Origin of the sequence: Variovorax boronicumulans NBRC 103145, from assembly GCF_001591345.1 — a bacterium.
Taxonomy (GTDB): Bacteria; Pseudomonadota; Gammaproteobacteria; order Burkholderiales; family Burkholderiaceae_C; genus Variovorax; species Variovorax boronicumulans.
In genome coordinates, this window is the sequence record NZ_BCUS01000045.1 from 19,522 (window position 1) to 44,761 (window position 25,240).

Annotated in this window: 22 protein-coding genes and 1 pseudogene; 14 read left to right on the plus strand and 9 right to left on the minus strand. The window is 69.5% G+C overall.

The genetic code is table 11. The annotated features are described in order from the left end of the window. The first annotated feature begins 34 nt into the window (after nucleotides 1-34). On the plus strand, nucleotides 35-826 hold the full coding sequence (locus VBO01S_RS14960) for a crotonase/enoyl-CoA hydratase family protein (RefSeq protein WP_255221122.1): 792 nt from the start codon (nucleotides 35-37) through the stop codon (nucleotides 824-826). Between the two features lie 9 nt (nucleotides 827-835). Here VBO01S_RS14960 and VBO01S_RS14965 read toward each other — a convergent pair whose 3' ends face one another. Next, nucleotides 836-2,260, minus strand: coding sequence for a GTPase/DUF3482 domain-containing protein (locus VBO01S_RS14965; RefSeq protein ID WP_062475626.1), 1,425 nt, complete (start codon nucleotides 2,258-2,260; stop codon nucleotides 836-838). Beyond that, nucleotides 2,257-3,642 (minus strand): DUF2868 domain-containing protein, encoded by a 1,386-nt coding sequence (locus tag VBO01S_RS14970; RefSeq protein ID WP_062475628.1) that lies wholly within the window; start codon nucleotides 3,640-3,642, stop codon nucleotides 2,257-2,259. The genes VBO01S_RS14965 and VBO01S_RS14970 overlap by 4 nt, the downstream gene beginning before the upstream one ends. Nucleotides 3,643-4,118: 476 nt before the next feature. On the opposite strand from VBO01S_RS14970, the gene tssE reads away from it, so the two are divergent. Together tssE and tssF are read left to right on the plus strand one after the other, a co-directional pair. Further along, nucleotides 4,119-4,709, plus strand: coding sequence for a type VI secretion system baseplate subunit TssE (gene tssE, locus VBO01S_RS14975; protein WP_082818151.1), 591 nt, complete (start codon nucleotides 4,119-4,121; stop codon nucleotides 4,707-4,709). Between the two features lie 58 nt (nucleotides 4,710-4,767). Beyond that, nucleotides 4,768-6,648 carry a type VI secretion system baseplate subunit TssF gene (gene tssF, locus VBO01S_RS14980; protein WP_062475631.1) on the plus strand — a complete coding sequence of 627 codons (1,881 nt, stop codon included), beginning with the start codon at nucleotides 4,768-4,770 and terminating at the stop codon, nucleotides 6,646-6,648. Here the strand turns inward: tssF and VBO01S_RS14985 are convergent. After that, entirely contained in the window at nucleotides 6,645-7,238 is a 594-nt protein-coding gene (locus VBO01S_RS14985; RefSeq protein WP_062475634.1) for a TetR/AcrR family transcriptional regulator, read from the minus strand. The genes tssF and VBO01S_RS14985 overlap by 4 nt on opposite strands. 85 nt (nucleotides 7,239-7,323) lie before the next feature. Here VBO01S_RS14985 and VBO01S_RS14990 point away from each other — a divergent pair, with 85 nt between their 5' ends. Next, entirely contained in the window at nucleotides 7,324-7,752 is a 429-nt protein-coding gene (locus VBO01S_RS14990) for a VOC family protein (protein ID WP_062475637.1), read from the plus strand. A 7-nt stretch (nucleotides 7,753-7,759) separates the two neighbouring features. On the opposite strand, the gene VBO01S_RS14995 is transcribed toward VBO01S_RS14990, so the two are convergent. Together VBO01S_RS14995 and VBO01S_RS15000 are read right to left on the minus strand one after the other, a co-directional pair. Beyond that, nucleotides 7,760-9,616: an ABC transporter ATP-binding protein gene (locus VBO01S_RS14995; protein ID WP_174543666.1), complete on the minus strand. Its 1,857-nt coding sequence runs from the start codon at nucleotides 9,614-9,616 to the stop codon at nucleotides 7,760-7,762. A gap of 94 nt (nucleotides 9,617-9,710) precedes the next feature. Beyond that, nucleotides 9,711-10,646, minus strand: a complete 936-nt coding sequence (locus tag VBO01S_RS15000) for a LysR family transcriptional regulator (RefSeq protein WP_062475640.1) — start codon at nucleotides 10,644-10,646, stop codon at nucleotides 9,711-9,713. A gap of 99 nt (nucleotides 10,647-10,745) precedes the next feature. Here VBO01S_RS15000 and VBO01S_RS15005 point away from each other — a divergent pair, with 99 nt between their 5' ends. Together VBO01S_RS15005 and VBO01S_RS15010 are read left to right on the plus strand one after the other, a co-directional pair. Next, nucleotides 10,746-11,573: a DODA-type extradiol aromatic ring-opening family dioxygenase gene (locus VBO01S_RS15005; RefSeq protein WP_062475643.1), complete on the plus strand. Its 828-nt coding sequence runs from the start codon at nucleotides 10,746-10,748 to the stop codon at nucleotides 11,571-11,573. A gap of 29 nt (nucleotides 11,574-11,602) precedes the next feature. Continuing rightward, nucleotides 11,603-12,481, plus strand: coding sequence for an alpha/beta fold hydrolase (locus VBO01S_RS15010; protein ID WP_062475646.1), 879 nt, complete (start codon nucleotides 11,603-11,605; stop codon nucleotides 12,479-12,481). 19 nt (nucleotides 12,482-12,500) lie between these two features. Here the strand turns inward: VBO01S_RS15010 and VBO01S_RS15015 are convergent, their stop codons facing one another. Both VBO01S_RS15015 and VBO01S_RS15020 read right to left on the minus strand, forming a co-directional pair. After that, nucleotides 12,501-13,505, minus strand: coding sequence for a Bug family tripartite tricarboxylate transporter substrate binding protein (locus VBO01S_RS15015; RefSeq protein WP_062475649.1), 1,005 nt, complete (start codon nucleotides 13,503-13,505; stop codon nucleotides 12,501-12,503). Beyond that, nucleotides 13,502-14,497, minus strand: a complete 996-nt coding sequence (locus tag VBO01S_RS15020) for a Bug family tripartite tricarboxylate transporter substrate binding protein (protein WP_062475652.1) — start codon at nucleotides 14,495-14,497, stop codon at nucleotides 13,502-13,504. The genes VBO01S_RS15015 and VBO01S_RS15020 overlap by 4 nt, the downstream gene beginning before the upstream one ends. A gap of 166 nt (nucleotides 14,498-14,663) precedes the next feature. On the opposite strand from VBO01S_RS15020, the gene VBO01S_RS15025 reads away from it, so the two are divergent. From VBO01S_RS15025 to VBO01S_RS15055, 7 genes are all read left to right on the plus strand, one after another. Then, complete coding sequence (locus VBO01S_RS15025) at nucleotides 14,664-16,118, plus strand: FAD-dependent oxidoreductase (RefSeq protein WP_062475654.1); 1,455 nt, start codon at nucleotides 14,664-14,666, stop codon at nucleotides 16,116-16,118. 90 nt (nucleotides 16,119-16,208) lie between these two features. After that, nucleotides 16,209-17,051: an IclR family transcriptional regulator gene (locus VBO01S_RS15030; protein ID WP_062475657.1), complete on the plus strand. Its 843-nt coding sequence runs from the start codon at nucleotides 16,209-16,211 to the stop codon at nucleotides 17,049-17,051. Between the two features lie 53 nt (nucleotides 17,052-17,104). After that, entirely contained in the window at nucleotides 17,105-18,400 is a 1,296-nt protein-coding gene (locus tag VBO01S_RS15035; RefSeq protein ID WP_062475660.1) for an aconitase X, read from the plus strand. Next, nucleotides 18,397-18,864, plus strand: coding sequence for an aconitase X swivel domain-containing protein (locus VBO01S_RS15040; RefSeq protein WP_062475662.1), 468 nt, complete (start codon nucleotides 18,397-18,399; stop codon nucleotides 18,862-18,864). The genes VBO01S_RS15035 and VBO01S_RS15040 overlap by 4 nt, the downstream gene beginning before the upstream one ends. Further along, nucleotides 18,861-20,561 (plus strand): dihydroxy-acid dehydratase, encoded by a 1,701-nt coding sequence (ilvD, locus tag VBO01S_RS15045; RefSeq protein ID WP_062475665.1) that lies wholly within the window; start codon nucleotides 18,861-18,863, stop codon nucleotides 20,559-20,561. Before VBO01S_RS15040 ends, ilvD begins: the two co-directional genes overlap by 4 nt. A 115-nt stretch (nucleotides 20,562-20,676) precedes the next feature. Next, a complete protein-coding gene (locus VBO01S_RS15050; RefSeq protein WP_062475668.1) occupies nucleotides 20,677-21,804 on the plus strand; it encodes a porin in 1,128 nt (375 codons plus the stop codon). 14 nt (nucleotides 21,805-21,818) lie between these two features. Continuing rightward, a complete protein-coding gene (locus tag VBO01S_RS15055) occupies nucleotides 21,819-22,781 on the plus strand; it encodes a Bug family tripartite tricarboxylate transporter substrate binding protein (RefSeq protein WP_062475671.1) in 963 nt (320 codons plus the stop codon). Here the strand turns inward: VBO01S_RS15055 and VBO01S_RS15060 are convergent. After that, nucleotides 22,768-23,595: an aldo/keto reductase gene (locus VBO01S_RS15060; protein ID WP_218005400.1), complete on the minus strand. Its 828-nt coding sequence runs from the start codon at nucleotides 23,593-23,595 to the stop codon at nucleotides 22,768-22,770. The two genes, VBO01S_RS15055 and VBO01S_RS15060, sit on opposite strands and share 14 nt — an antisense overlap. Nucleotides 23,596-23,765: 170 nt before the next feature. Beyond that, nucleotides 23,766-24,902 carry an ABC transporter substrate-binding protein gene (locus VBO01S_RS15065; RefSeq protein ID WP_062475674.1) on the minus strand — a complete coding sequence of 379 codons (1,137 nt, stop codon included), beginning with the start codon at nucleotides 24,900-24,902 and terminating at the stop codon, nucleotides 23,766-23,768. Between the two features lie 111 nt (nucleotides 24,903-25,013). Here VBO01S_RS15065 and VBO01S_RS15070 point away from each other — a divergent pair. Then, nucleotides 25,014-25,240, plus strand: a pseudogene (locus VBO01S_RS15070) (translesion DNA synthesis-associated protein ImuA); the annotation flags it as partial.

Below are 25,240 nucleotides of genomic sequence, written 5' to 3' on the forward strand. Positions count from 1 at the left end.
TGGCGGAATCCGCAATAACCCAAGGAGCCCTGCCGTGATCGAACGGAACGTCACCCTGCACATGGACGAAGAGGTCGCCGTCGTGACCCTGAACCGTCCCGCCAAGCGCAACGCCATCGACGAGGCCACGCTTGCCGCGCTGGACGCCGTGTTCTCTGCGCTGCCGCGCGAGGCCAAGGCCGTGGTGCTGACCGGCGCGGGGCCGCATTTCTGTGCCGGGCTCGACCTCAAGGAACACCACGACAAGGAACGCACGGCGGTCGACTTCATGCGCGTGTGCCAGCGCTGGCACAGCACCTTCGACAAGATCCAGTACGGCGGCATCCCGGTGGTTGCGGCGCTGCATGGCGCGGTGGTCGGCGGCGGGCTGGAGCTGGCGGCGGCCACGCACGTGCGCGTGGCGGACCCGTCGACCTATTTCGCGCTGCCCGAGGGGCAGAAGGGCATCTTCACGGGCGGCGGCGCGACGGTGCGCGTGGCGCGCATCATCACGCCGGGCCGCATGGTCGAGATGATGCTCACCGGCCGCGTGCTCGACGCCCGCGCCGGCAAGACGCTGGGCCTGGCGCACGAGATCGCCGCACCCGGCGAGAGCCTGCGCGCCGCGATGGTGCTGGCCAAGCGCGTGGCGAAGAACGCGGCGCTGTCGAACTACGCGATGGTGACGTCGATCAGCCGCATCGCCGACATGTCGGCCACCGACGGCATGTTCGCCGAGTCGCTGATGGCGGCGGTGGTGCAGACCGGCGGGGAAGTGCAGACGCGGTTGGGGGCGTTCGTCGACAAGTCGCTTGCCAAGGTCACGCCCGAGCAAGTGGCGGGTTGAAGCCCGGCTTCAGGCGTCGAAGGCGCGCCGCAGTTCGCTCGACAGCGTGCCCGCCAGCGCCTCGCGCTGCGGCGCGGGGCGCCAGAAGCTGCGCGTGAGGGCGCCGGTCGATTCCCATTCGGGATGGCTGCGCGCGGGCTGCACGGCGCGCACGGCACCGGCGGCAGCGCGCATCAGCGTGTCGTCTTCGTCCGCCGACGGGGCCTCGGCCCGGATGCGCTCGACGGCCGCATGGCCGCGCCGCTCCAGTGCCTGCGCCAGCTGCAGCTGCCATGCCGCGAGCGTGAACAGCACGCTGTCTTCCACCGTGAGCTCGTGCATGTCGCGCAGCTTGTTGGCCAGCTTGCGCCCGAGCGGGCCCCAGCCCTGCGACACCGCGCCGCCGATGGCGCCGCCCAGTGCCGCGCCTGCGCCCAGCGACAGCCCCGCCACCGCGAGGTCGGCCACCACGCCCACGGCGGCACCGATGACCGCGCCCTTGCCCAGGCGCAGGCCCGCGTCCTTCATCGCCTCTGGGTTGAAGAAGTCGAGCGTCCAGCGGCCTTCGATGATCGGCAGCGGCGCCTCGTCGGCGTCGCCCTGGCGAAAGCCGTAGAGCGCGAGCAGGTCGTCGGTGCAGCGCTGGGCCTTGTCGAACACGTCCTTCTGCACGCCGGCGACCAGCGCCTGGCGGCGCGTGGCGTCGGCGAACTCGGCGGCGGGCACGGTGCGGCGGATGGACGCGGCATCGACCAGCAGGTCCGCGATGCGCGTGCAGGCCGACTGGCGGCGCGCGTCGGCCTCGGCGTCGAGTGCGTCGACCACGCCGCGCAGCGCGTCGCGGCGGTCGCGCAGCAGGGTGGCCAGGTCGTTGTAGAGGTCGTGCTCGGCGCCCACGAAAGGCGCCGCCGCATCGAAGCGCACCTGCACGTGCAGGCCGTAGGCCGAGAGCAGTTCCTTCCAGGCCGGCTCGCGGCTGGCGGCGTCGCGCACGAAGTTGAGCACCGGCAGCACCGGGCGCGCGCAGGAGTTCAGCAGTTCGATCTCGTCGCGGAACTTGGGCAGCACCGGCTCGCGCACGTCGATCACGAGAAAGGCGGCGTCGATGTCGAGCATCGCGCGCAGCACCTTGGCCTCCTGCTCGAACACGCCCTGCGCCTCGGGACCCTGCAAAAAGCGGCGGATGCGCTCGGGCGGCGTGGCCTGCTGGGCGGCGTCGAGGCCGGCCAGGTGCTCGCGCAGCGCGACCGCGTCTTCCAGGCCCGGCGTGTCGAGGAAGCGCACGGCCGGCTGGCCGTTCACCTCGAGATCGACCGACTCGACATGGCGCGTGGTGCCCGGGCGCTGCGACACCTCGCCGAAATTCACGCGCCGCGTAAGCGTGCGCAGCAGCGAGGTCTTGCCCGCGTTGGTGTGGCCGACGACGGCAATGCGGATCGGAGTCGGGGTGGTCATGCGGTGGCGGTGCCTTCCGTGAAGACGGCATCGAGCCGGTCGCTCGCGACCACGTGGGCCAGCTCGGCGTCGCGCAACCAGTCGCGCCAGCGTTGCGTGGCGGCGGCGTTGGGCGCGTCGGCCAGCCAGAGGCGGCATTCGCCGCAATGCGCCAGCACCTCGCGCAGGAAACGCTCGGTGCCGCGGTCGGGGCTCGAGGCCGCATGGCAGACCAGCAGCACGGTGCGCGGGTGGACCTGCGCGAGCTGGTCGAGCATTGCGCGGCGCGCCGGGGCGCTGCCGTCGATGCGGACCGCCGATGCCGGCAGGCCGGCAGGCGGCCAGGGCAGGTCGGGCGGCAGTTCGAAGCCGACGACGAACAGGCCGTCGTGCTGCTCGGAAGCCGGCAGGCCGGTGGGCGCGGCGGGGTGCGCGCGGCCCGGGTCGGCATCCACGATGGCGGGCGGCGCCAGCGCGGCGAAGCGTGCCAGCAGCTTGCGGTAGTAGGGCGCCTGCCAGTCGGGTTGCAGGGCCGGGCGACGGTGGCGGCAGACGGCGGCGCTCAGCAGCACCAGCGCCAGGCGCGGCAGCAGGCCGTACACCGCGATGCAGCCGGTGAGCCAAAGCGCCCAGGTGCGCTGGGCCGCAGCGACTGGCGCCGCCGATTGCACGGTGGCCGCATCGGGCACCGGAAAGCCGAACTGTGCCGGCAGCCAGCCCAGTGCCTGCACCACGCGCACGAAGAAGGCGGGCTCGAGGATGGTGGTTTCCCAGCTCAGCGTGTAGCTGCGAAAGGCGAGGGCGAACAGCATCGCGGCCAGCACCACGGCGAACGACAGCGCCCAGATGCCGTGGCTCACGAGCCCGAAGGCCCAGGGCAGCAGGCGCGCACGTGTCAGCAGCCCCGTGGCCGCGCGCACCAGCTGCGGCGCCTGGCCGCGCTGGCCGCCCGCCACCCGCGCCGTGAGCGACAGCCACAGCCAGCCCAGTGAGGCCGTGCCGAAGGTGCCCGACGGCAGCCACAGGCCGGCCAGCCACAAGAGCAGCGTGAGCGCATGCAGGCCCAGCAAGCTGACGAGCGCGACGATCACGTTGATGTGGCGGTCGTTGCCGCCGACCACCTGGCCCGCGAGGCCCAGCCCCGCGATCACGACCAGCGCCACCAGCGCCAGCAGCACCCACGGCGCCCATTGCCGGCCGCGCGCGAGTTCGGCCTGCAGGCCCATGCGCTCGCCGAGCTGGCGGGCGCGTTCAACGATGCGGGTGGGGCCGTCGGCTGCGCGCGAGGCCGCGGTGCGAAGGGCCGACGCGTCGTCGAGCGGGCCGTTCTGTTCGGTCCATCGGACCGCCTCGGTGATCACCGCATCCGGGAAAGCAGGTTCGCGCAGTGCGGTGGTGGTCAACAGGGTCCCTTCTTCTTCGCCAATGACGCCCCGGCGCAGGAATGCAGGGGCGGGGCGCGCAAATTATGCCCGGCGCTTCGCGAGGCCCGGCGCACGGCCAACGGGGCCGCGAACGGCCCCGTTGCGCTGCGCGTGCAGCAAAAGAAAGGACGCGCGGTCGGCAGGTTTCAGCGCAGGCCGAAGAACGACAGCACGGCCACGACGACCACGACCAGACCGACGATGTAGATGATGGAATTCACGCGAGGGCTCCTTGTGGTTGGCGATGACCCAGCATCGGCCGCCCATCGGCGCGCGGGTGTCGGCGAGGGACGGTGCGTGCTGTAGGACTCGCGAAGCGCGCACACGGCGACAAATGCCCGGGATGGGCGTGGACGTGGGCGTGGGCGTGCGCGCCGGCCCGCTGTGTGACCATTGTTTGCAATGAGCGGCGGGCATCCACGCAAGACTCTGCCCCTTCCAGAAAAGGCCAGGTCATGCGGCTCACCGAGCAATCCCCGTTCACAGGTTCCCACCCCGCGCACCCCGGCGCCCGCGCGCCCCGCGGGCCCGATGCACCCGCCGTGCCGCGCGTCAACGCACAGCTGCTGCCCACGCTGTTCGACCGCTTGCGCGACGACGCGCCCAGCCGCACCACCGAGCTGCCGTCGGAGTACACGGCCACGCCGGCCCGGATGCGCGAGATCATCCAGCGCGACCTGGCCCTGCTGTTCAACACCACCAACGCCGAAGACCTGATCGACCGCACGCGCCATGCCGATGCGGCGTCTTCCACCGTGAACTACGGCGTGCCGCCGCTGGCCGGCAGCTACCTGTCGGAGCGCAAGTGGGCGGACATCGAACGCATCATCCGCCGCGCCATCCGCGACTACGAGCCACGGCTGATTCCCGACAGCGTGCAGGTGGTGCCGCTCATGAAGGAAGACGGCGCGGCCGAGGCCTACAACGTGCTGCTGTTCGAGATCCGCGCGCTCATCCACCTGAAGCCGTACCCGCTGGCCTTCACGGTGCAAAGCGCGGTCGACCTCGAGACCAACCGCATGCGCATCGTCGGCGCGGCGGACTGAAGCCTGTCTGTCTTTCATTTCTCCTTTACTTCAACCACGCCAGGGAAGGCTCACCGTCATGGACCCGCAACTCCTCGAGTACTACAACCGGGAACTCGTCTACATGCGCGAGGCGGCGAGCGAGTTCGCCGCTTCGCACCCCAAGATCGCCCGCCGCCTGGGCATGCACGGCATCGAGGTGGCCGACCCGTACGTGGAGCGGCTCATCGAGTCGTTCAGCTTCATGTCGGCGCGCATGCAGATCAAGCTCGACGCCGAATTTCCGCGCTTCACGCAGCGCCTGCTCGAGGTGCTGTACCCCAACTACCTGAGCCCCACGCCGTCGATGGCCGTGGCGCAGCTGCATCCCAGCGTGAAGGAGGGCGACTTCACGCGCGGCTTCGTGGTGCCGCGCGGCACGGCCTTCCATGCGCGCGTGCCCGCGGGCGAGCAGACGCCGTGCGAGTTCCGCTCCAGCCAGGACGTGACGCTGTGGCCCTTCGAGATCGCCGAGGCGCGGCTCACCGGCGCGCCGCCCGACATCCCGGCGCTGGAGCGCTATGTGCCGCCGCACGTGCAGGTGACGGGCGCGCTGCGCCTGCGGCTGCGCATCGTGGGCGAGATGGGGTTCTCGGCACTGTCGGGGCTCGATCGGTTGCCGATCTACCTGCGCGGCAACGAGCAGGTGGCGTCGCACCTGTTCGAGCTGCTGCACACCTCGGCGGTCGCGACCTTCATCGGCGAGCCCGGCCAGCTGATGGACCGGCCGCACGTGGTGACCGAAGGCGCACTGGTGCACGAAGGGCTGGGGCCGGGCGAAGGCCTGCTGCCGCTGGCATGGAACACCTTCCACGGCCACAACCTGCTGCACGAATACTTCGCGTGCCCCGAGCGCTTCTACTTCTTCACGCTCACGCAGCTCGCGCCGGGGCTGGCGCGCATTCCCGGCAAGGAGGTCGAGATCGTCGTGCTGCTGAGCAAGCCGCCCGGCGCGCTGGGGGCGCTGGTCGATGCGGCGCAGTTCGCGCTGTTCAGCACGCCGGTGGTCAACCTGTTCGAGCGGCGCACCGACCGCATCGAACTCGACAGCGCGCAGACCGAGTTCCACCTCGTGCCCGACCGTTCGCGGCCGATGGATTTCGAGGTGTATTCGGTGCAGCGCATCGCCGGCCAGCAGGCGCGCACCACGGCCGAGATCGACTTCCGCCCGCTCTACCAGACGCTCAACGAAGACGAGGGCAACCACGGCCGCTACTTCTCGGTGCGGCGCGAGCCGCGGCTGGTCTCCGAAACGGCGCGCAAGTACGGCACGCGCACGCCCTACATCGGCACCGAGGTGTTCCTGTCGCTGGTCGACCAGCAGGAGGCGCCGTACCCCGAGAGCCTGCGCTACCTGTCGGTGAAGGCGATGCTCACCAACCGCGACCTGCCGTGCCTCGTGCCGCGCAACGGGCAGGCCGACCTCGCGGTGGCCGATTCGATCCCGGTGTCGGCCGTGGGCCTCATCCGTGCGCCGAGCACGCCCAAGTCGCCGTTCGCGCAGCGCGAGATCGCATGGCGGCTGATCCGCCAGCTGGGTTTCAACCACCTGCCGCTGGCCGACATGCCGCACCGCGAGGGCGCGCAGGCGCTGCGCGACATGCTGCGGCTGTTCGTCACCGCCGACAACGACGTGCTGCGCCGGCAGATCGATTGCCTCGTCGGCTCGCGCATCGAACCCGTGACGCGGCGCCTGCCGGGCGCGGGGCCGCTGATCTACGGGCGCGGCGTGCAGTGCACGCTGAGCGTCGACGAAGAAGGCTTCTCGGGCACGAGCCCGTACCTGCTGGGGCTGGTGCTGGAGCACTACCTCGCGCGGCACGTGAGCATCAACGTGTTCACGCAGACCACGCTCGAATCGATGCAGCGCGGCACCGTCGCCAAGTGGCCCGTGCGCATGGGCGGTCGAGGCGCGGTCTAGTTCCTCTTGGGTGGGAGCGCCTGCTCCAGCAGCCACAGCATGGTGGCCCGCACCTTGGCGGCATCGGCGCCTGCATCGATCTCCAGGGCCGCGCGGTCGAAGGCGGCCGACAGCAGGCGGGCGAGGGCGTCGAGCGACACCTCGCCGCGGCCCATGCCGGCGCGCGCCAGCCCCTGGCGCAGCGAGTTCGCCGAAGTGGCGTCGTCCATCGACATCATTTCCGCCAGGCCGAGCACGGCCGGCCCGTCGATCAGCAGCAGCCGGGTGCGCCCCGGCACCGTCATCGCCTTCAGGTAGGCCTCGCTGCCCACGAGCAGGGCCTCGCGCGGGCCGAGCTCGTCGGGCGTGGCGGCATCGATGTCGGCCGCGACCGCCTGCGCCTCCAGCAGCAGCACCTGGCGGAACAGGTCGCGCTTGTCGTTGAAGTGGTGGTACAGCGCCCCGCGCGTGATGCCGGCGGCCATGGCGATCTCGGGGGTGGATGTGTCGCCGTAGCCCTTGCTGACGAAGAGCGTGCGGGCCGCCTCGGTCAGGGCGAGGCGGGTGGTTTCGGTGCGTTCGCGGTTGGTGCGTGCCGGGGTTTTGGCCATGACCCTAATTTACATGCAGTCTGTTTGTGGATTAATATTTAACTTACATGCAGTTTGTACGTTTTATCCACGAAGGAGCCACCCCATGAAAGTGACGAGCTATTACCCGGTGATCATGACCAACGACGTGGCCGGCACCGCGGCCTTCTACCAGGCGCATTTCGGGTTTGTGTCGTTGTTCACGACCGACTGGTACGTGCACTTGCAGCTGGCGGACGATGCCTCGGTGAACCTCGCCGTGCTCGACGGCAGCCACACGACCATTCCCGCCGAAGCGCGCGGGCAGGTGGCGGGCGGGTTGCTGCTGAACTTCGAGGTGGAAGATCCCGACGCGGTGCACGAGCGCCTGAAGGCGGCCGGCCTGCCGATCCTGCTGTCGCTGCGCGACGAGGCTTTCGGCCAGCGCCACTTCATCACGCGCGACCCGAACGGCGTGCTGATCGACATCATCAAGCCGATCCCGCCGTCGGGTGAGTACGTCGCGCTGTACGAGGCCGGTACGTCACCGACCTGACGATCGCTCAGGCGCGCAGGGCTTCGTCTTCTTCGAGCCCGTCGCCCAGGAAGCCGCCGCTCTGGTGCGCCCACAGCCGCGCATACAGGCCGCCTTGGGCCATCAGCGTGCGGTGGTCGCCTTCTTCGACGACGCGGCCTTCGTCGAGCACGATGAGCCGGTCCATCGCGGCGATGGTCGAGAGCCGGTGCGCGATGGCGATCACGGTCTTGCCTTCCATCAGCGTGTACAGGCTCTGCTGGATCGCGGCCTCGACCTCGGAGTCGAGCGCGCTCGTGGCTTCGTCGAGCAGCAGGATCGGCGCGTCCTTCAGCATCACGCGCGCGATGGCCACGCGCTGGCGCTGGCCGCCCGAGAGCTTCACGCCGCGCTCGCCCACATGCGCCTCGTAGCCGCGCCGTCCGCCCGCGTCGCCCAGCGTCTGGATGAAGTCGTGCGCCTCGGCACGCCTGGCGGCCGCTTCGATCTGCGCCAGCGTGGCGTCGGGCCGGCCGTAGGCGATGTTGTCGGCCACCGAGCGGTGCATCAGCGAGGTGTCCTGCGTGACCATGCCGATGTGCATGCGCAGCGAATCCTGCGTGACCTTCGAGATGTCCTGCCCGTCGATGAGGATGCGGCCGCTTTCCAGGTCATGGAAGCGCAGCAGCAGGTTCACCAGCGTCGACTTGCCGGCGCCCGAACGGCCGACCAGACCGATCTTCTCGCCGGGCCTGACCACGAGGTTCAGGTCGTCGATCACGCGGCGGCCCGCGTCGCCGTAGCGGAAGCTCGCCTGCTCGAAGCGCACCTCGCCGTGCGGCACGTCGAGCACCGTGGCATGGGGCGCGTCGAGCACCGTGCGCGGGCGCGACAGCGTCTTCATGCCGTCCTGCACCGTGCCGATGTTCTCGAACAGGCTGGTCATCTCCCACATGATCCAGTGCGACATGCCCTGCAGCCGCAGTGCCATCGCCGTGGCGGCGGCCACCGCGCCCACGCCCACCGTGCCGTGCGACCACAGCCACAGCGCCATGCCCGCCATGCCGGCGGTGAGGCCCATGCTCAGCGTGTGGTTGACGATCTCGAAGGCGCTCACCAGCCGCATCTGGCCGTAGCCGGTCTTCATGAACTCGCGCATCGCGTCGCGCGCAAAGCCGGCCTCGCGCTGCGTGTGCGAGAACAGCTTGACGGTCGCGATGTTGGTGTAGGCGTCGGTCACGCGCCCGGTCATGAGCGCGCGCGCGTCGGCCTGCGCCTTGCCGACCTTGCCCAGGCGCGGCACGAAGTACACCAGCGAGGCGATGTACAGCGCCAGCCAGATGACGAAGGGCCACACCAGTTGCGCGTCGAGCACGCCCACCAGGATGATCATGGTGGCCACGTACACGCCCATGGCCACGAGCACGTCGGCCAGCACGAACACGGTCTCGCGCACGGCCAGCGCGGTCTGCATCACCTTGGCCGTGATGCGGCCCGCGAACTCGTCCTGGTAGAAGGCCATGCTCTGGCCCAGCATCAGGCGGTGGAAGTTCCAGCGCAGGCGCATCGGCAGGTTCACCGCCAGCGTCTGGTGCTTCACGATGGTCTGCAGTGCCACCACGCCGATGCTGATCACCAGGAACGCGGCCAGCCACAGCAGCGTGTCGCCGCGCTCGGCCCACAGCCGCGAGGGTACCTGGCCGCCTAGCCAGTCGACGATGCGTCCGAGGATCGCGAACAGCGCGGCCTCGAAGGTCGACATCACCGCCGTGAGCACCGCCATCGCGGCGATCTTGCCGCGCACGCCGTGCGTGCAGGCCCACAAGAAGGCGAAGAAGCCTTGGGGCGGCAGCGCGGGTTCGGCGGCGGGATAAGGGGTAAGGAGTTTTTCGAAAAAGCGGAACAAGGAATCGGTCTCCAGGAGAGCCTTCGACTGTAGCCCTGCATGCATGACCTTGCCCCGAAAAGGTGCGTTCGCGGCCGGTGCCTTCAGCAAGCCTTCAGCTGCGTCGTGTCTTGGTGTCGTCGGCCCGTGCTGCCTTTGTTTCCATGCCTCCCAGCCGCTCGCTCAGGAAGTCGATGAAAGTTCGCAGCTTGGGCGACATGTACTGCCGGCTCGTGTACACGGCGAACAGCGTGACCGGCGTGGCCTCGAACGTGGGCAGCAGCCGCACCAGCCGACCCTGCGCCAGGTCGTCGTCGATGAGCCACACGGGCAGGTAGGCGATGCCCATGTCGGCGCGCACCGCGTGCAGCGTGAGCGTGGTGTCGTCCGAGCGCATCGCGGGCGTGAGCCGCAGCGGGAACATGCGCCCGCCCGGTCCCTTGAGCGCGAGGTTGTCCAGGTTCACGTAGCTGGGCACGATCGCGCCCAGCTTCGCGAGGTCGGCCGGCACCGCGGGCAGGGCGCCGTGGCGCTTCAGGTAGGCCGGCGTGCCCGCAAGATGAAAGGGCACGCGGCACAGCGGCCGCGCGATGAGCGCGGGCGAGGGCTCCTGCGTGGCGCGCAAGGCCAGGTCGTAGCCGTCGGCCGCGAGATCGACCTTGCGGTTCTCCAGGTGCATGTCGACCAGCACCTCGGGGTACGCCGCGCGGTAGTCGGCCAGCACGCGCGCAAAGCGCGGCGTGGCGCACCACACGGGCGCGCTCACCTTGAGCTGGCCGCGCGGCGCGTCGCTGGTCTGGCCGATGGCGGCCTCGGCCGCGTCGAGCAGGTCGAGCGCGCGGCGGCTCTGTTCGTACCAGGCGGTGCCGGCCTCGGTCAGGCTGAGGTGGCGGCTGGAGCGGTGCAGCAGTCGCGCGCCCAGCGATTTCTCGAGCTGCGCCACGTGCTTGCTGGCCATCGGCGCCGACAGGCCCAGCCGCTCGGCCGCCGCCACGAAACTGCCGGCCTCGACGACCTCGCGGAACACGCGCAGGCTGGTCATGCGGTCCATCGATGATTTCCTGTGAAGAAAGGATTCGATGCATCGTAGCCTGTCGATTTCCTGAAAGGAAATGTCTACAGTCGATCCAACGCCTCAAGGAGCATCGACTTGACCCACGACACCACCCCTCTTTCCCGCCTGCCCACGTACTTCATCTCGCACGGCGGCGGCCCCTGGCCCTGGATGAAGAAGGAGATGGGCGCCACCTACGACCAGCTCGCCGCCTCGCTGGCCGACATGCCGCGCCAGATCGGCCGCACGCCGGCCGCCATCCTCATGGTCTCGGCGCACTGGGAGTCGCCCGTGTTCACCGTGCAAGGAAACCCGCGCCCGCCCATGATCTACGACTACGGCGGCTTTCCGGCCCACACCTACCAGGTGCGCTACGCCTCGCCCGGTTCGCCCGAACTCGCGCAGCGCGTGCAGTCGCTGATCGCCGCCGCCGGCCTGCCGGCGCAGATCGACCCCGAGCGCGGCTACGACCACGGCATGTTCTCGCCGATGGCCGCGATGTACCCGAACGCCGAGGTGCCGGTGGTGCAGCTGTCGCTGCGGCGCGGGCTCGACCCGGCCGAGCACCTGGCGCTGGGTCGCGCGATTGCGCCACTGCGCGACGAGAACGTGCTCATCGTCGGCAGTGGTTTGAGTTATCACAACCTGCGCAACTTCGGCCCGCAGGCGCACGGCGTGTCGAAGGCCTTCGGCGACTGGCTCGACGAAACCGCTGTGCAGGCCACGCCGCGGGCGCGCGTGCAGCGCCTGCAGGACTGGGCCTCGGCCCCGTCGGCGCGCATGGCGCATCCGCGCGAGGAGCACCTGATTCCGCTGATGGTCGCGGTGGGCGCGGCCGAAGGCGACGTCGGCGAGCGCGTCTACCACGAGGACGCCTTCATGGGCGGGCTCGTGGTGTCGAGCTACCGTTTCGGCGCGGCGTGAGGTCGCGGGCCGCGCGGCAGAATGAAGCCATGCCCACGCCCGCTCTTCCCACCCCCGACGAATCCGCCGAAGCCCGGCGCCAGATCGCCCGCATCGAAGCCCTGTCCACCTCGCACGACCCGGTGCACGACGGCGTGCGCGTGCGCTGGCGCCGCTTCGGCACCGACACGACGCAGCCGCCCATCGTGCTGCTGCACGGCGGCCACGGCAGCTGGATGCACTGGCTGCGCAATGCCGAGGCGCTGTCGGCGCAGCGCACGCTGCTCCTGCCCGACATGCCCGGCTTTCATGATTCCGACGCGCTGCCGCGCGTGGCGCCCGGCGAGGACGCGCTGGTGCCGCTCCTGGCCGCGCTTGGCGGCACGCTCGATGCGCTCATCGGCACCGGCACGCCCATCGACCTGGGCGGCTTCTCGTTCGGCGGGCTCACCGCCGCGCGCTTCGCGGTGCGGCGCGGCGCCATCCGCCGGCTGGCGCTGATGGGCAGCGGCGGCCACGGCACCTTGCGCCGCATGACGGTCGAGATGATCAACTGGCGCGCCGCCCCCGACCGCGAGACCGAGCGCGCCGCGCTCATGCACAACCTGGGCGCGCTGATGCTGCACGCGCCGGCCGCCATCGATCCGCTGGCCTTCGAGATCCACGACCTCTCGTGCCACGGCACACGCTTTCGCAGCAAGGAGGTGTCGCTCTCGGGCGGGCTGCAGGCCGCGATCGACGCGCTGGGCGTGCCGACGCTGCTGTTGTGGGGCGAGTTCGACGTCACCGCCGATTCGCGTCCGCTGGTGGCGCAACTGGCCAGCGAAGGCCCCGGCCGCGAAGGCGTGGTGATCGACGGCGCGGGGCACTGGGTGCAGTACGAGCGCGCCGACGAGACCAATGCGCGGCTGCTGAAGTTCTTCGGCTGAACTTCGCCGTCGCGACCCGTTACTGCTTCGTGAGGCCGAGCTTGCGGATGGTCTCGGCCCACTGGTCGTAGGTCGTGCGCGTGAGGTCGGCCAGCTGCTGCGGGGTCGACGATTCAGCCTCGTACGCCCCCTGGCGGAAGAAGTCGCGCGTGGCCGGCATGGCCAGCACCTGCGCCAGCGCGGCGTTGAGCTTGGCGACCACCGGGGCCGGCATGCGCGCCGGGCCGTAGAAGCCGAGCCAGCTCGCCATGTCGACGCCGCTCACGCCTTGCTCGCTCATCGTGGGCACGTCGGGCAGCATCGCGCTGCGTTTGGGGGCTGCCACCGCGAGCATGCGCACCTTGCCGGTGGCCGTGTTCTGGATGGCGTTGGGCGCCGCGTCGAAGTAGTACTGCACGCGGCCCGCGAGGAAGTCCTTCGCCGCATCGGCGCCGCCCTTGTAGGGCACGTGCACCACGTCGAGCCCGGCCTGCCGCGCGAAAGCCTCGCCGTAGATGTGCGACGAGGTGCCGGTGCCGAACGAGGCATAGCTCATCTTCCCCGGGTTGGCCTTGATGTACGCCACCAGCTCCTGCACGTTGCGCGCCGGCACGCTGGTGTGCACTGTCAGCACCAGCGGGCCGCGGGCGCCGAGCGAGATGGGCGTGAGGTCCTTGAACGGGTCGTAGCGCACCTGCGCCAGCGTCTGCGGGTTCTGCGCGACCACGGAAGAGGGCGCGTACATGAAGGTGTAGCCGTCGGGCGCCGCGCGGATCACTTCCTCGGTCGCGAGGATGAAGCTCGCGCCCGGGCGGTTCTCCACGATGACCGGCGTCTGCAGCACCTCGCCGAGCTTGTTGGCGACGAAGCGCGCCTGCGCGTCGGAGGCGCCGCCGGCCGCCAGGCCGAGCACGATGCGGATGCTGCGGCCCTTGACCGGAAAGTCCGCGGGTGAGGCTGCGAATGAAGACAGCGGCAAGGCGATCGCGCCCAGCGCAAGCCATGCGGCCGCGCTGCGTCGGGTGATGAAAGAAGAAGGGCTCATTGCTTGGCCAAGCCTACCTGCTGCACCATCGCGCCCCAGCGCTCGTAGGTCGTGCGCGTGATGCCGGCGAATTCTTCCGGCGTGGTGGCGCCCGCTTCGTAGCCGCCCGTGCGATAGAACTCGCGCACCTGCGGCATCGCCAGCACCTGCGTGAGCGCCGCGTTGAGCTTGGCTACCACCGGCGCCGGCATGCGCGCGGGCCCGTAAAAGCCGAGCCAGCTCGGCAGGTCCAGCCCTGCGTAGCCTTGTTCGGCGAAGGTGGGCACGTCGGGCAGCGCGGGGATGCGCGCATTCGCCGCGATGGCCAGCACCTTCACCTTGCCCGTGGCCGAGGTGATGATGGCCGACGAGGCCGAATCGAACATGTACTGCACGCGCCCGCCGATCAGGTCTTTCGCCGCGTCCGAGCCGCCCTTGTAGGGGATGTGCACCGCATCGACGCCGGTCTTCTTCACGAAGGCCTCGCCGTAGATGTGCGACGAGGTGCCCGCGCCGAACGAGGCGTAGCTCACCTTGCCGGGGTTCGCCTTCACGTAGGCCACGAGTTCCTTCACGTTGCTGGCCGGCACCGAGGTGCTGACCGACAGCACCAGCGGTCCGCGCCCGCCCATCGAGATGGCGGTGAAGTCCTTGAACGGGTCGTAGGGCACCTGCGCGAAGGTGTGCGGGTTCTGCGCCATCGTGGACGAGGGCGCGTACAGCAGCGTGTAGCCGTCGGGCAGTGCGCGCGACACCTCGTTGGCCGCGAGCATGGTGCTGGCGCCGGGCTTGTTGTCGACGATCACGCTGGTGCCCAGCACCTCGCCGAGCTTCTGCGCCACGATGCGCGCCTGCGCATCGGTGCCGCCGCCGGCGGTGAAGCCCACGACGATGCGGATCGGTTTGTTGCGCGCCGGAAAGTCCTGCGCGAACGCGAGCGGCGCCAGGCCCAGCAAGGCCGCGGCGCCGAGCGCCGTGCCGAATGCACGGCGGGTGCCGTTGAGTCTCTTCATCGATGTCTCCGTTGGAATGTTCTCCTGATATTGATTTAGAAAATCATAAAAATCCATATTAACTAGGGAATACCCCGAACAAACGCCTTTTACTGGCTTTTGTATTTGACAAAATGAACATTGAAATCAAAATACGACGAAACAGCCCATCCAAGACACCCATCTCATGAAAACTGTCGTCCGCACCGACGAGCGCATCCTGTCCTCCGACATCTTCGACCGCGACAGCCGCGTCAAGCGCCCTGACCACGGCAGCTGGGCCGAGCCCGGCAAGAACATTCCGGTCTATCACCGCTGCGGCGTGCTGGTGGTCGGCGGCGGCCCGTCGGGCACCGCCGCAGCCGCCGCCGCGGCCCGTGCGGGTGCCGACGTGGCGCTGCTCGAGCGCTACAACCACCTGGGCGGCTTGTCGACCGGCGGCCTCGTGATCTGGATCGACCGCATGACCGACTGGGAAGGCAAGCTGGTGATCCGCGGCTTCGCCGAAGAACTGTTCGACCGCCTGCCCGCCGACGCCATCGCCGGCCCGCAGCGCGAGGACTGGGGCTCGCAGGACGCGGCCAAGGCCGCGCACTGGTCGCAGCGCACGGCCGCCTACCACGGCATCGTCACCTGGTCGCCCACCATCGACCCCGAGCGCCTGAAGCTGCTTTCGCAGGAGATCGTGCTGGAGCGCAAGGTCAAGCTCATCTACCACTCGTGGGCCGCCATCCCGATCGTGCAGGACGGCGCGGTCAAGGGCGTGGTCTTCGAGAGCAAGGAAGGCCGCATGGCCATCATGGCCGACGTGGTGGTCGACGCCACCGGCGACGGCGACCTGTTCGCCCGCGCTGGCGCCGCCTACGTGAACGACATCGAAGAGGCCGACGTGCACCACTGCATGAACACCTCCTGGCTTTTCGGCGGCGTGGACATGAACCGCTGGATCGACTTCAAGGCCGGCCAGCCCGAGGCCTTCGCCGGCTTCATGGCGCGTGGGCGCGAGCAGCTCGGCCTCTTCGAGCGGCCCTTCGTCTCGTGGCGCAACGACGTGGCGCTCTTCATGGGGCCGCGCCAGTCGGGCTACTCGGCGCTCGACGTGGACGACCTCACGGCCGTCGAAGTGCGCTCGCACCGCGCCATGGCCGCGCACCTCGACTACTTCAAGGCGCACGCGCCCGGCTTCGAGGACGCCTACCTGATGCTGAGCGCGCCGCAGATCGGCGTGCGCCATGCGCGGCGCCTCACCGGCGTGGGCGCGGTGCTGCGCAGCCAGTGGCCCGACGGCGTGGCGCTGGCGGACGAGATCGGCGTGACGCCCGCGGTGTCGCCGAAATTCCCGAACATCTCCATTCCCTATGGCGCGCTGGTGCCGCAGCAGCTCGACGGCCTCGTGGCCTGCGGGCGCCACATCTCGTGCGATCGCAACTCGCACGGCTTCATGCGCGAGATTCCGCAGTGCTGGATCACGGGCCAGGCCGCGGGCGTGGCGGCGGCGCTGGCGTCGCAGGGCGGCATCGCGCCGCGCTTCGTCGATACCGGCGCGCTGCAGTCCGCGTTGCTGGCGCAGGGCGTGTACCTGCGCACCGGGGGCGAAGCCGGGCAGGGCGCGGCCTCCGTCGCGGCCGAAGCCAGCGCCTGACCCGGCTCCTTTTTTGCCATGAACCCGGCCGACCTCCTTTCGCGAGCCTCTACATTGCAGAGTCTTGCAAAGCGTTCAAAGGGTCCTTCCATGTCCACCGATAAAAACGACAGCTCTCTTTCCGCGGCCGATGCCTCCGATTCGCGCGGCGAACGTTCCGACACCGTGAGCGCGCTGGAGCGCGGCATCTCGGTGCTGCGCTGCTTCAGCGAAGACCGCCCGGTGCTCGGCCACGCCGACGTCGCGCGCATCACCGGCATTCCGCGCCCCACGGTCAACCGGCTGGTCGCGACGCTGCTCTCGCTGGGCATGCTCAAGCCCGCGCAGGCGCCCGACCGCTTCATGCTCGGGCCGGGCGTGGTGTCGCTCTCGCGCGTGTTCCTCGGCAGCCTCGATGTGCGCGCCGCCGCGCGGCCCAGCATGCAGGCGATGGCGGAGGAGGTCGGTGCATCCGTCTACCTCGCGGTGCGCGACGGCATGGAGATGGTGCTGATCGAAGCCTGCCGCCCGCGCTCGTCGATGCTCTCGGCGCGGCTCGACGTAGGTTCGCGCGCGCCGCTGCCGAATTCGGCACTCGGCCGCGCGTACCTCTCGGCGCTGCCCGATGCGCAGCGCAACCAGCTGGTCGATTCGATGCGCCTCCTGCGCGGCCCCGAGTGGGACGGCATCGCCGCACCCATGACGCGCGCCATCGGCGAAGCCAAGCGGCTGGGCTATTGCCTCTCGCTCGGCGAATTCCACCGCGAGATCAACTCGGTGTCGGTGCCGCTCATCGGCCCCGACGGCGAGGTGATGGCGCTCAACGGCGGCGGCGCCGCCTTCGTGTTCACCGAAGACAGATTGCGCAACGAACTCGCACCGCGGCTGCACGACATCGCGCTCACCATCGCGCGCGACATCGGCGGCCACGTGCCTTCACCCTCGCCGGGTTAGCAACCCGGCCGGGGACCCTTCCCCACGGCGACAGAAGAACGGAGACACAGGTCATGCACCTGAGCGATGAAGAAAAAGCCATGTACGACGGCCGCGACGGACCGGCCGTGCAGAAGGCGATGGACCTGCTGATGCGCTACGGCGAAGCCCTCGGCGCCGAGCGACTGGTCGAGACGCGCAACGTCTGCGCCACCATCACCTCGACCACGCCTTTCCAGCGCGACTTCGCGCTCGCCAAGGGCGGCGGCATGGACGCGGTGTTCTCCGAATTCAGCCTCGACAGCCAGGAGACCGTCGAGATCCCGAAGTTCAAGGTCTTCACGAGCCACCTGCAGCTGGGCTTCGATCCGGGCCAGCCCGAGCGCATGGGCGTGAGCGAGGAGATCGTCCAGTTCTACAACAAGAGCGAGCGCCATGCGGCCGGCCTCGGCGCGCAGATCATGAACACCTGCACGCCCTACCAGGTGGGCAACATCCCGACGCGCGGCGAGCACTGCGCGTGGATGGAATCGTCGGCGGTGGTGTATTGCAACTCGGTGCTTGGCGCGCGCACCAACACCGAAGGCCGCGAGAGCACGGGCGCGGCGATGCTCACCGGCCGCATTCCGTACTGGGGCTACCACCTCGAAGAGAACCGCCGCGCGACCCATGTGATCGAGCTCGACATCGAGGTCGAGTCGGTGCAGGACTGGGGCCTGCTCGGCTACTACATCGGCGAGCACGTGCAGGAGCGCGTGCCGGTGGTGCACAGCCGGCGCGGCATCGGCCGCGTGCCGAATTTGCCGCGGCTCAAGCACTTCGGCGCGGCCGCCTCGTCCTCGGGCGGCGTGGAGATGTACCACATCGCCGGCGTCACGCCCGAGGCGCTGACGCTGGCGCAGGCGCTCGGCGGAAAGGCGCCCATCGAGGTGCTGCGCTACGGCGAGGCCGAGCGCCGCGCGACCTACGAAAAGATCAACGTCACCGGCAAGGACGCCGAAGTCCAGTACGTGATGCTCGGCTGCCCGCACTACACCATCGAGCAGATCTGGGAGGCCGCGCAGCTCATCGAAGGGCGCCACGTGCACCCCGACTGCGAGCTGTGGATCTTCACGCCGCGCGCCATCAAGTCGCTGGCCGACCGCAACGGCTACACGAAGATCATCGAGGACGCGGGCGGCATTCTCATGACCGACAGTTGCTCGGCCATGAGCCGCGCCGTGCCCAAGGGCACGAAGACCGTGGCGCTCGATTCCGCCAAGCAGGCGCATTACCTGCCCGCCATCCTCGGCGTGCAGGCGTGGTTCGGCAGCACGGCCGAATGCATCGATGCGGCCTGCACCGGCCGCTGGAACGGGGGCTACGCATGAACGCCGCAGTCATGACCGAAGAGAAGACCATCGTGATCCGCGGCCGCAAGGTGGTCGGCGGCGTTGCGGAAGGCGAGGCGCTGGTCACGCGCGACCGCATCTCGGGCTGGGGCGGCATCGACCCGCGCACCGGCACCGTCATCGAGACGCGGCACGAACTGCGCGGCCAGAGCTTCGCGGGCAAGGTGCTGGTGTTCCCGGGCGCCAAGGGCTCGTCGGGCTGGTCCGCGATGTTCCACATGACGCGGCTCATGAACTCCGCGCCTGCGGCGTTCCTGTTCAACGAGATGACGACCAAGATGGCGCTCGGCGCCGTGGTGACGCACTCGCCCTCGATGACCGACTTCGAGCGCGACCCGCTCGCATGCATCGAGACCGGCGACTGGGTGCGCGTGGACGCCGACCGCGGCGTGATCGAGATCACCAGGAAGAACAACGACAACAAAACCGGAGACCGTTCATGACCCGCCCCCTGCGCAGCAACTTCCCGCGCGGCTCCTACCTCTGGTCGGTGCGCAATGCGCACTGGCGCGCGCTCGGCATTCCCGAAGAGGATTGCGAGAAGCCCAAGATCGCCATCGTCAACAGCTCCTCGGAGCTGGCCGCGTGCTTCAGCCACCTGGACAAGGTGGCGGCGGAAATCAAGGCGGCGATCCGCGCGGCGGGCGGCGTGCCGTTCGAAATCCGCACCGCCGCGCCCAGCGACTTCATCACCGGCGCGGGTGCGCGCGGCGCCTACATGCTCGGCGCGCGCGACCTGGTGACCAACGACATCGAAGTCGCGGTCGAAGGCGCGCAGCTCGACGGCATGGTCTGCCTCACCTCGTGCGACAAGACGGTGCCGGGGCAGCTCATGGCGGCCGCGCGGCTCAACATCCCGACATTGCTCGTGCCCTGCGGCTACCAGCCCAGCGGCGAGTACCGCGGCAAGCACATGGACATCGAGGAGGTGTTCATCGGCGCGATGCACGCGGTCACCGGCCACCTGCCGGTGGAAGAACTCGTGGGCATGAGCCGCGAGGCGATCCGCGGGCCGGGCGTGTGCTCGGGCCTGGGCACGGCGAACTCGATGCACATCGTCTGCGAAGCGCTCGGCATGGCCTTGCCCGGCAGCGCGCCGGTGGCCGCGCTGAGCCCGAAGATGATGGACGACGTGCGCGCGGCCGGCACGCGCATCGTGCAGATGGTGCTGGACGACCTGAAGCCGCGCGACATCCTCTCGGCCGGCGCCTTCGCCAACGCGGTGCGCGCGGTGCTCTCCGTCGGCGGCTCGCTCAACACGGCCAAGCACCTGCAGGCGATATCGACCGAGGGCGAGTGCGGCGTCGATGTGTACGGCCTCTTCGAAAGCCTCGGCCCCACGACACCGGTGCTGGCCGGCGTGCGGCCCATCGGCGAGCATTCGATCGAGGCCTTCGAGGCGGCGGGCGGTTGTCGCGCGCTGATGAAACAGCTCGCGCCCTTGCTCGACACGGGCGCGCTCACGGTGACCGGCGGCACGGTCGCCGACAACCTGCGCCACGCCGAAGTGAGGGACGCCGAGGTGATCCGCCCCATCGACCGCCCGGTCGCGCCGCTGCCGGCCATCGTGCTCCTGCGCGGCAACCTCGCGCCCGAGTCGGGCCTCATCAAGACCGGCATCGCCGAGCGCAAGGTGCGGCGCTTCACCGGGCCGGCCGTGTGCTTCTGGACTTCGGACGCCGCCATCGCCGCGATCAAGAACCACGAGATCGTGCCGGGCCAGGTGGTCGTGATGCGTGGCGCCGGCGCGTGCGGCGGACCGGCCATGGGCGGCGGCGCATCGCGCGTGGTCTTCGCGGTCGATGGCGCGGGGCTGGGCGACCAGGTCGCGCTGCTGACCGACGGGCATCTCTCGGGTCTCGTCTGCAAGGGCCTCGTGGTGGCCGAGGTGTCGCCCGAAGCCGCGCTCGGCGGGCCGCTTGGCCTCGTGCGTGACGGCGACGTGATCACCATCGACCTCGACGCGCGCCGCCTCGACATCGCATTGACCGACGCCGAACTCGCCGCGCGCCGCGCCGACTGGCAGGCGCCGCCGCCGGCCTTCGACACCGGCTGGCTGCAGCAGTACCGGCGCAACGTGAGTCCGCTGTCCAAGGGGGCCGTGCTCGTGCGCACCGAGCGCCCGCAGCCCGCCAGCTAGACCTTTTTCACCCCGGCCTTCGCCAACCGGTGCGCACCCCCCGTGCGCACCCGGTGGCGTAGCCCTGCGCGCGATCCAAGTTTTCAACCCAAAAAAGAGCAGGAGACAAGAAACCATGAAGAGACTTTTGATGTGGTCGGCCATTGGCCTGGCCAGCAGCGGTGCGGCGCACGCGCAATCCAGCGTCACCGTGTTCGGCGTGATGGACCTCGGCGTCCAGTACACGAAGGGCGAGGGCGGCGGCTCAGTCAAGGCGCTGTCGAACGGCGGTCTCTCGACCAGCCGGATCGGCTTTCGCGGCACCGAAGATTTGGGCGGCGGCCTGCGCGCGGGCTTCTGGCTCGAAGGCAGCCTGAACCCCGACCTGGGCACTGGCCGGCCGAGCAACACCAACAACCAGACGAGCGGCGCGGGCCCGGCGGGGCCGATCACCTTCGACCGCATGTCCTTCGTGAGCCTGTCGCACGATTCGCTGGGCGAAGTGCGGCTGGGCCACGACTTCATTCCCACGCACTACAACAGCATCTACTTCGACCCCTTCAATGCCAACGGCGTGGCGCGCGCGGGCAACCTCACCTTCGCCGGCGCGGGCACCGGGCCGCTGCCCACGGCCATCACCGGCAGCAACACGGTGAGCTACTGGCTGCCGGCCAAGCTGGGCGGCTTCTACGGCATGGCGATGATCGGCACCGGCGAGAACAACTCCACCGCGCCGAACCGCGACGACGGCAACTTCGGCGGCGCGCGCTTCGGCTTCGCCTCGGGCGCGTTCGACATCGCGGCGGCCGTGACGCGCTCGCACTTCAACGCCACCTCCACCATCGGCAACTACACGCACGCCAACATCGGCGGTTCGTGGGACGCGGGCTTCGCGAAGTTCTTCGCGCTCTACAACAAGGTGACGGTGAAGCTCGCGGCCGGCACGGTGCGCAAGAACACCGTCGAGATCGGCGCGCACGTCCCGGCCTTCGAGGTCGGGCGCATCCGCGTGAGCTACGCCTACCTGGACGACCGCAGCGACGAGAGCCTGCGCAACGCCAACGGCATGCCGCGCAACCGCGACGACGCGCGCCAGTTCGGCATCGGCTACGTGCACAACCTCTCCCGGCGCACCGCGCTGTACGGCACCTATGCGCGGCTGATGAACAGCGGGCAGGCGCGCTACGTGGTGAGCGGCGGCAGCGCACCGGCGGGCGGGATGCGCTCGTCGGGGTGGGAGTTCGGCGTGCGGCACCTCTTCTGAACAAGGAGGCTTTCATGCGACGCAGAACCTTGACTCTCGCGGCCCTCGCCGCCACGGCACTGCCCGGCGCGGCGGCCTGGAGCGCCGACGCGTACCCGAACAAGCCGCTGAAGCTGATCGTCGGCTTTGCCGCGGGCGGCGGCGCCGATTCGCTCACGCGCATCATCGCGGAGGGGCTGTCGAAACAGCTCGGCCAGCAGGTGATCGTGGAGAACCGCCCCGGCGCCGACGGCGTGCTCGCGGCGCAGGCCACTTCATCGGCCAAGCCCGACGGCTACACGCTGCTGATGGGCACCAACACCGCGATGGTCGCCGCGCCCACGCTGCGGCCGACCTCGCCCTACGACCCGTTCAAGGCCTTCACGCCGATCAGCTCGGCGGGGCAGTTCTCGATGTTCCTCGTGGTGCCGTCGAGCTTGCCGGTGAAGAGCGTGAACGAGCTGCTGGCGCTTGTGGCGTCGAAGCCCGGGGCGCTCAATTCGGCATCGAGCAACAGCGCCTCGGAGCTCGCGATGCTGCAGTTGCTCGGCGAGCGCAAGGTGGTCAACGCGCGTTACAAGGGCGACATGCAGGCCATGACCGACCTGCTGGGCGGGCAGATCCAGATGATGTTCACCACCGGCACGCTGGCGCCGGGCTTCGTGAAGGAGGGGCGCATCCGCGCGCTGGTCACGCTGCTGCCGCAGCGCAGCGGCTTGCTGCCCGATGTGCCGACGGGCGGCGAGCTGGGGCTGGGCAAGCTCACGATCACGCCCTGGGCCGGCTTCTTCGGGCCGCCGGGGCTGCCGAAGGAGATCACCGACAGGCTCTCGCAGGAACTGCAGAACACGCTCAAGCGGCCCGACGTGCATGCGCAACTGGTGCAGCAGGGCTTCGAGGGCTACGGCATGAGCCCCGCGAAGTTCGCCGAGTTCTTCCGCACGCAGTACGACGCCTTCGGCGCGACCGTGCGGGAGCACAACGTCAAGTTCGAATAGAAGAGGCCTCGCGGCGCCAGAAGGCGGCATCGGGGAAGGTGCCGGCGCCGGCCGCGGCGTTGTCCGTCATGTGCTCCGCACGGCCCGTGCCCGGGATCGTGCAGGTCACGGCCGGATGGCTCAGCACGAACTTCAGCAACACCTGCGCCCAGCTCGTGCAGCCGATGTCGCCGGCCCAGGCGGGCAGCGGCTTGTCGCGCAGGCGCCGCAGCAGGCCACCACCGCCGAAGGGCATGTTGACGATCACCGCCACGCCGCGCTCGGCCGCGAGCGGCAGCAGGCGCTGTTCGGCATCGCGCGCATCGAGCGAGTAGTTGATCTGCACAAAGTCGAGCTGCTCGGCGCGCAGCACGGCTTCGACCTCGTCGTAGGCCGAGGCGGTGTAGTGGGTGATGCCGATGTAGCGCACGCGGCCTTTCTCCTTCCAGCCGCGCAGCGTGGCGAGGTGGGTGCGCCAGTCGACGAGGTTGTGCACCTGCATCAGGTCGATCTGCGGCGTGCGAAGCCGGGTGAACGACTGTTCCATCTGCGCGATGCCGGCTTCGCGGCCCGAGGTCCAGACCTTGGTCGCGAGGAAGGGCCTGGCGCTCAGCTTGGCGGCGGCCAGTAGTTCGCCGGTGGTTTCCTCGGAGCGGCCGTACATCGGCGAGCTGTCGATCACCGTGCCGCCGGCCGCGAAGAGCGCATCGAGCACGCCGGGCAGGCGCCCGTATTCGTCGGTGCCGGGACGCCGGTCGAAGCCGATCCAGGTGCCGCAGCCGACGACCGGCAGGGCTTCCTTCGTGGAGGGAATGGGGCGGGTGGTCATCTGCATCGCGGGCCTGCGGGGTGGCTGCTGGGCGAAGGAGGGGAGCGCGGCGCCTGCGCACAGGGCTGCGCCCAGTCGGAGCAACCGGGCGCGCGTGAGGGCGTAAGGGTGTGCGTTCGTGAGGGGCGTCGTCACGAACGAAATTCTGCGCCCGCCATGCCGGCGGGCGGAAGGGCTCAGCGCAGGTAGCGCCCGTCGGCCTTGAGCATCGACAGCTCCGAGAAGGTCAGCCCGCGGTGCTCGCCGGGCCGGTACGACACGGCGATGCCGCCGAGGTCGAGCGTCTTGAACGACTCCAGGCCTTTCTGCAGCGACTCGGGCGTGGGGTTGGCGCCCGCGCGCTTCAGGCCTTCGACCATGACCTTGGCCGTGACGTAGCCCTCCAGGCTGGCGTAGCTGAACTCGGTCATGCCGATCTTCTTCATCGCCGCCTGGTACTCGGCAATCACCGGCATCGCGCTGTTCCACGGGTAGGGCACGACCTGCGAGATGACCACGCCGGCCGCGTCCTTCTTGATGTCCTGGAAGAGCTTCTGCCCGTTCAGGAAGGAGAACGAATAGAACGCCGTCTCGCCGCCGGCCGCGCGGTAGGCCGCGATGAACTTCGCCGCCACGTCGTTGGTGGCCGACAGCACCACGGCCTTGGGCTTGAGCTTGGCCAGCTCGGCGGCGCGCTCGGCCGCGTCGGAGCCGTCGTTCTTGATGGCCACGCTGCCGACCATCTTGTCGCCGCGCTCGGCAATGAACTTCTGCGTGCTCTCCATCGCCGAGCGCGCGCCGGGGTTGTCGTTGTGCGCGAAGGCGATGCGCGACAGGCCGATGGTGAACAGGTGGTTCACGATGCGGCTGTATTCCTCGTCGAAGCTGATGCGCACCGGAAAGCCGAACTCGCTGAACTTCACCACCGGGCCCGCGCCCGTGTAGGGGCCTACGACGGGAATCTTCAGCTCGTTGGCCGCCTTCAGCGCGCCGACCGCCGACGAGGTGCCGATGGGCATCAGCACGCCGATGGCGCCGTCTTTCGCGAAGGTCTTGACGTTCTCGGCGCCCTTGGCGGGGTCGTAGGCGTCGTCGAGCTGGCGCAGCTCGACCGGGCGGCCGTTGACGCCGCCGCTCGCGTTCAGCGCGGTGAACATGGCACGGATGCCCACCAGCGGTTCGGTCGACAGCGACGCGAGCGGGCCGGTCTGCACGTAGGTCTGGCCGATCAGGAGCGGCTTGGCGGGCTGGGCCGAGGCGGGCGCCCCTGCACAGACGAGGGTGGCGAGCGCGGCGAGGGCCAGAAACCGCAGGTGAATCTTTTTGTGTCTCATGGTCACTAATTGTTAATAAACCGATCTTAAGGCGCGGGCCTTCGCAGGTAAATCGATCGCTGGTTGCGACCTGGGAAATACTGTATAAAAATACAGTTAACAACTGCAATCATGGGCCTCCCTTTCCTCGACTCCTTTTCCACCGCCGCGGGCCGCGGCGTCTGGCACGCCGACGAACTCGGCCTGGCCGACGCGCAGGTCGTGGCCACCGGGCATGCCGCGCTCGACGCCGAACTGCCCGGCGGCGGCTGGCCCGTGGGCGCGATGACGGAGCTGCTGCAGGCCACGCCCGAGGCCCATGTCTGGCGCCTGCTGCTGCCCGCGCTGGCGCAGGCGGT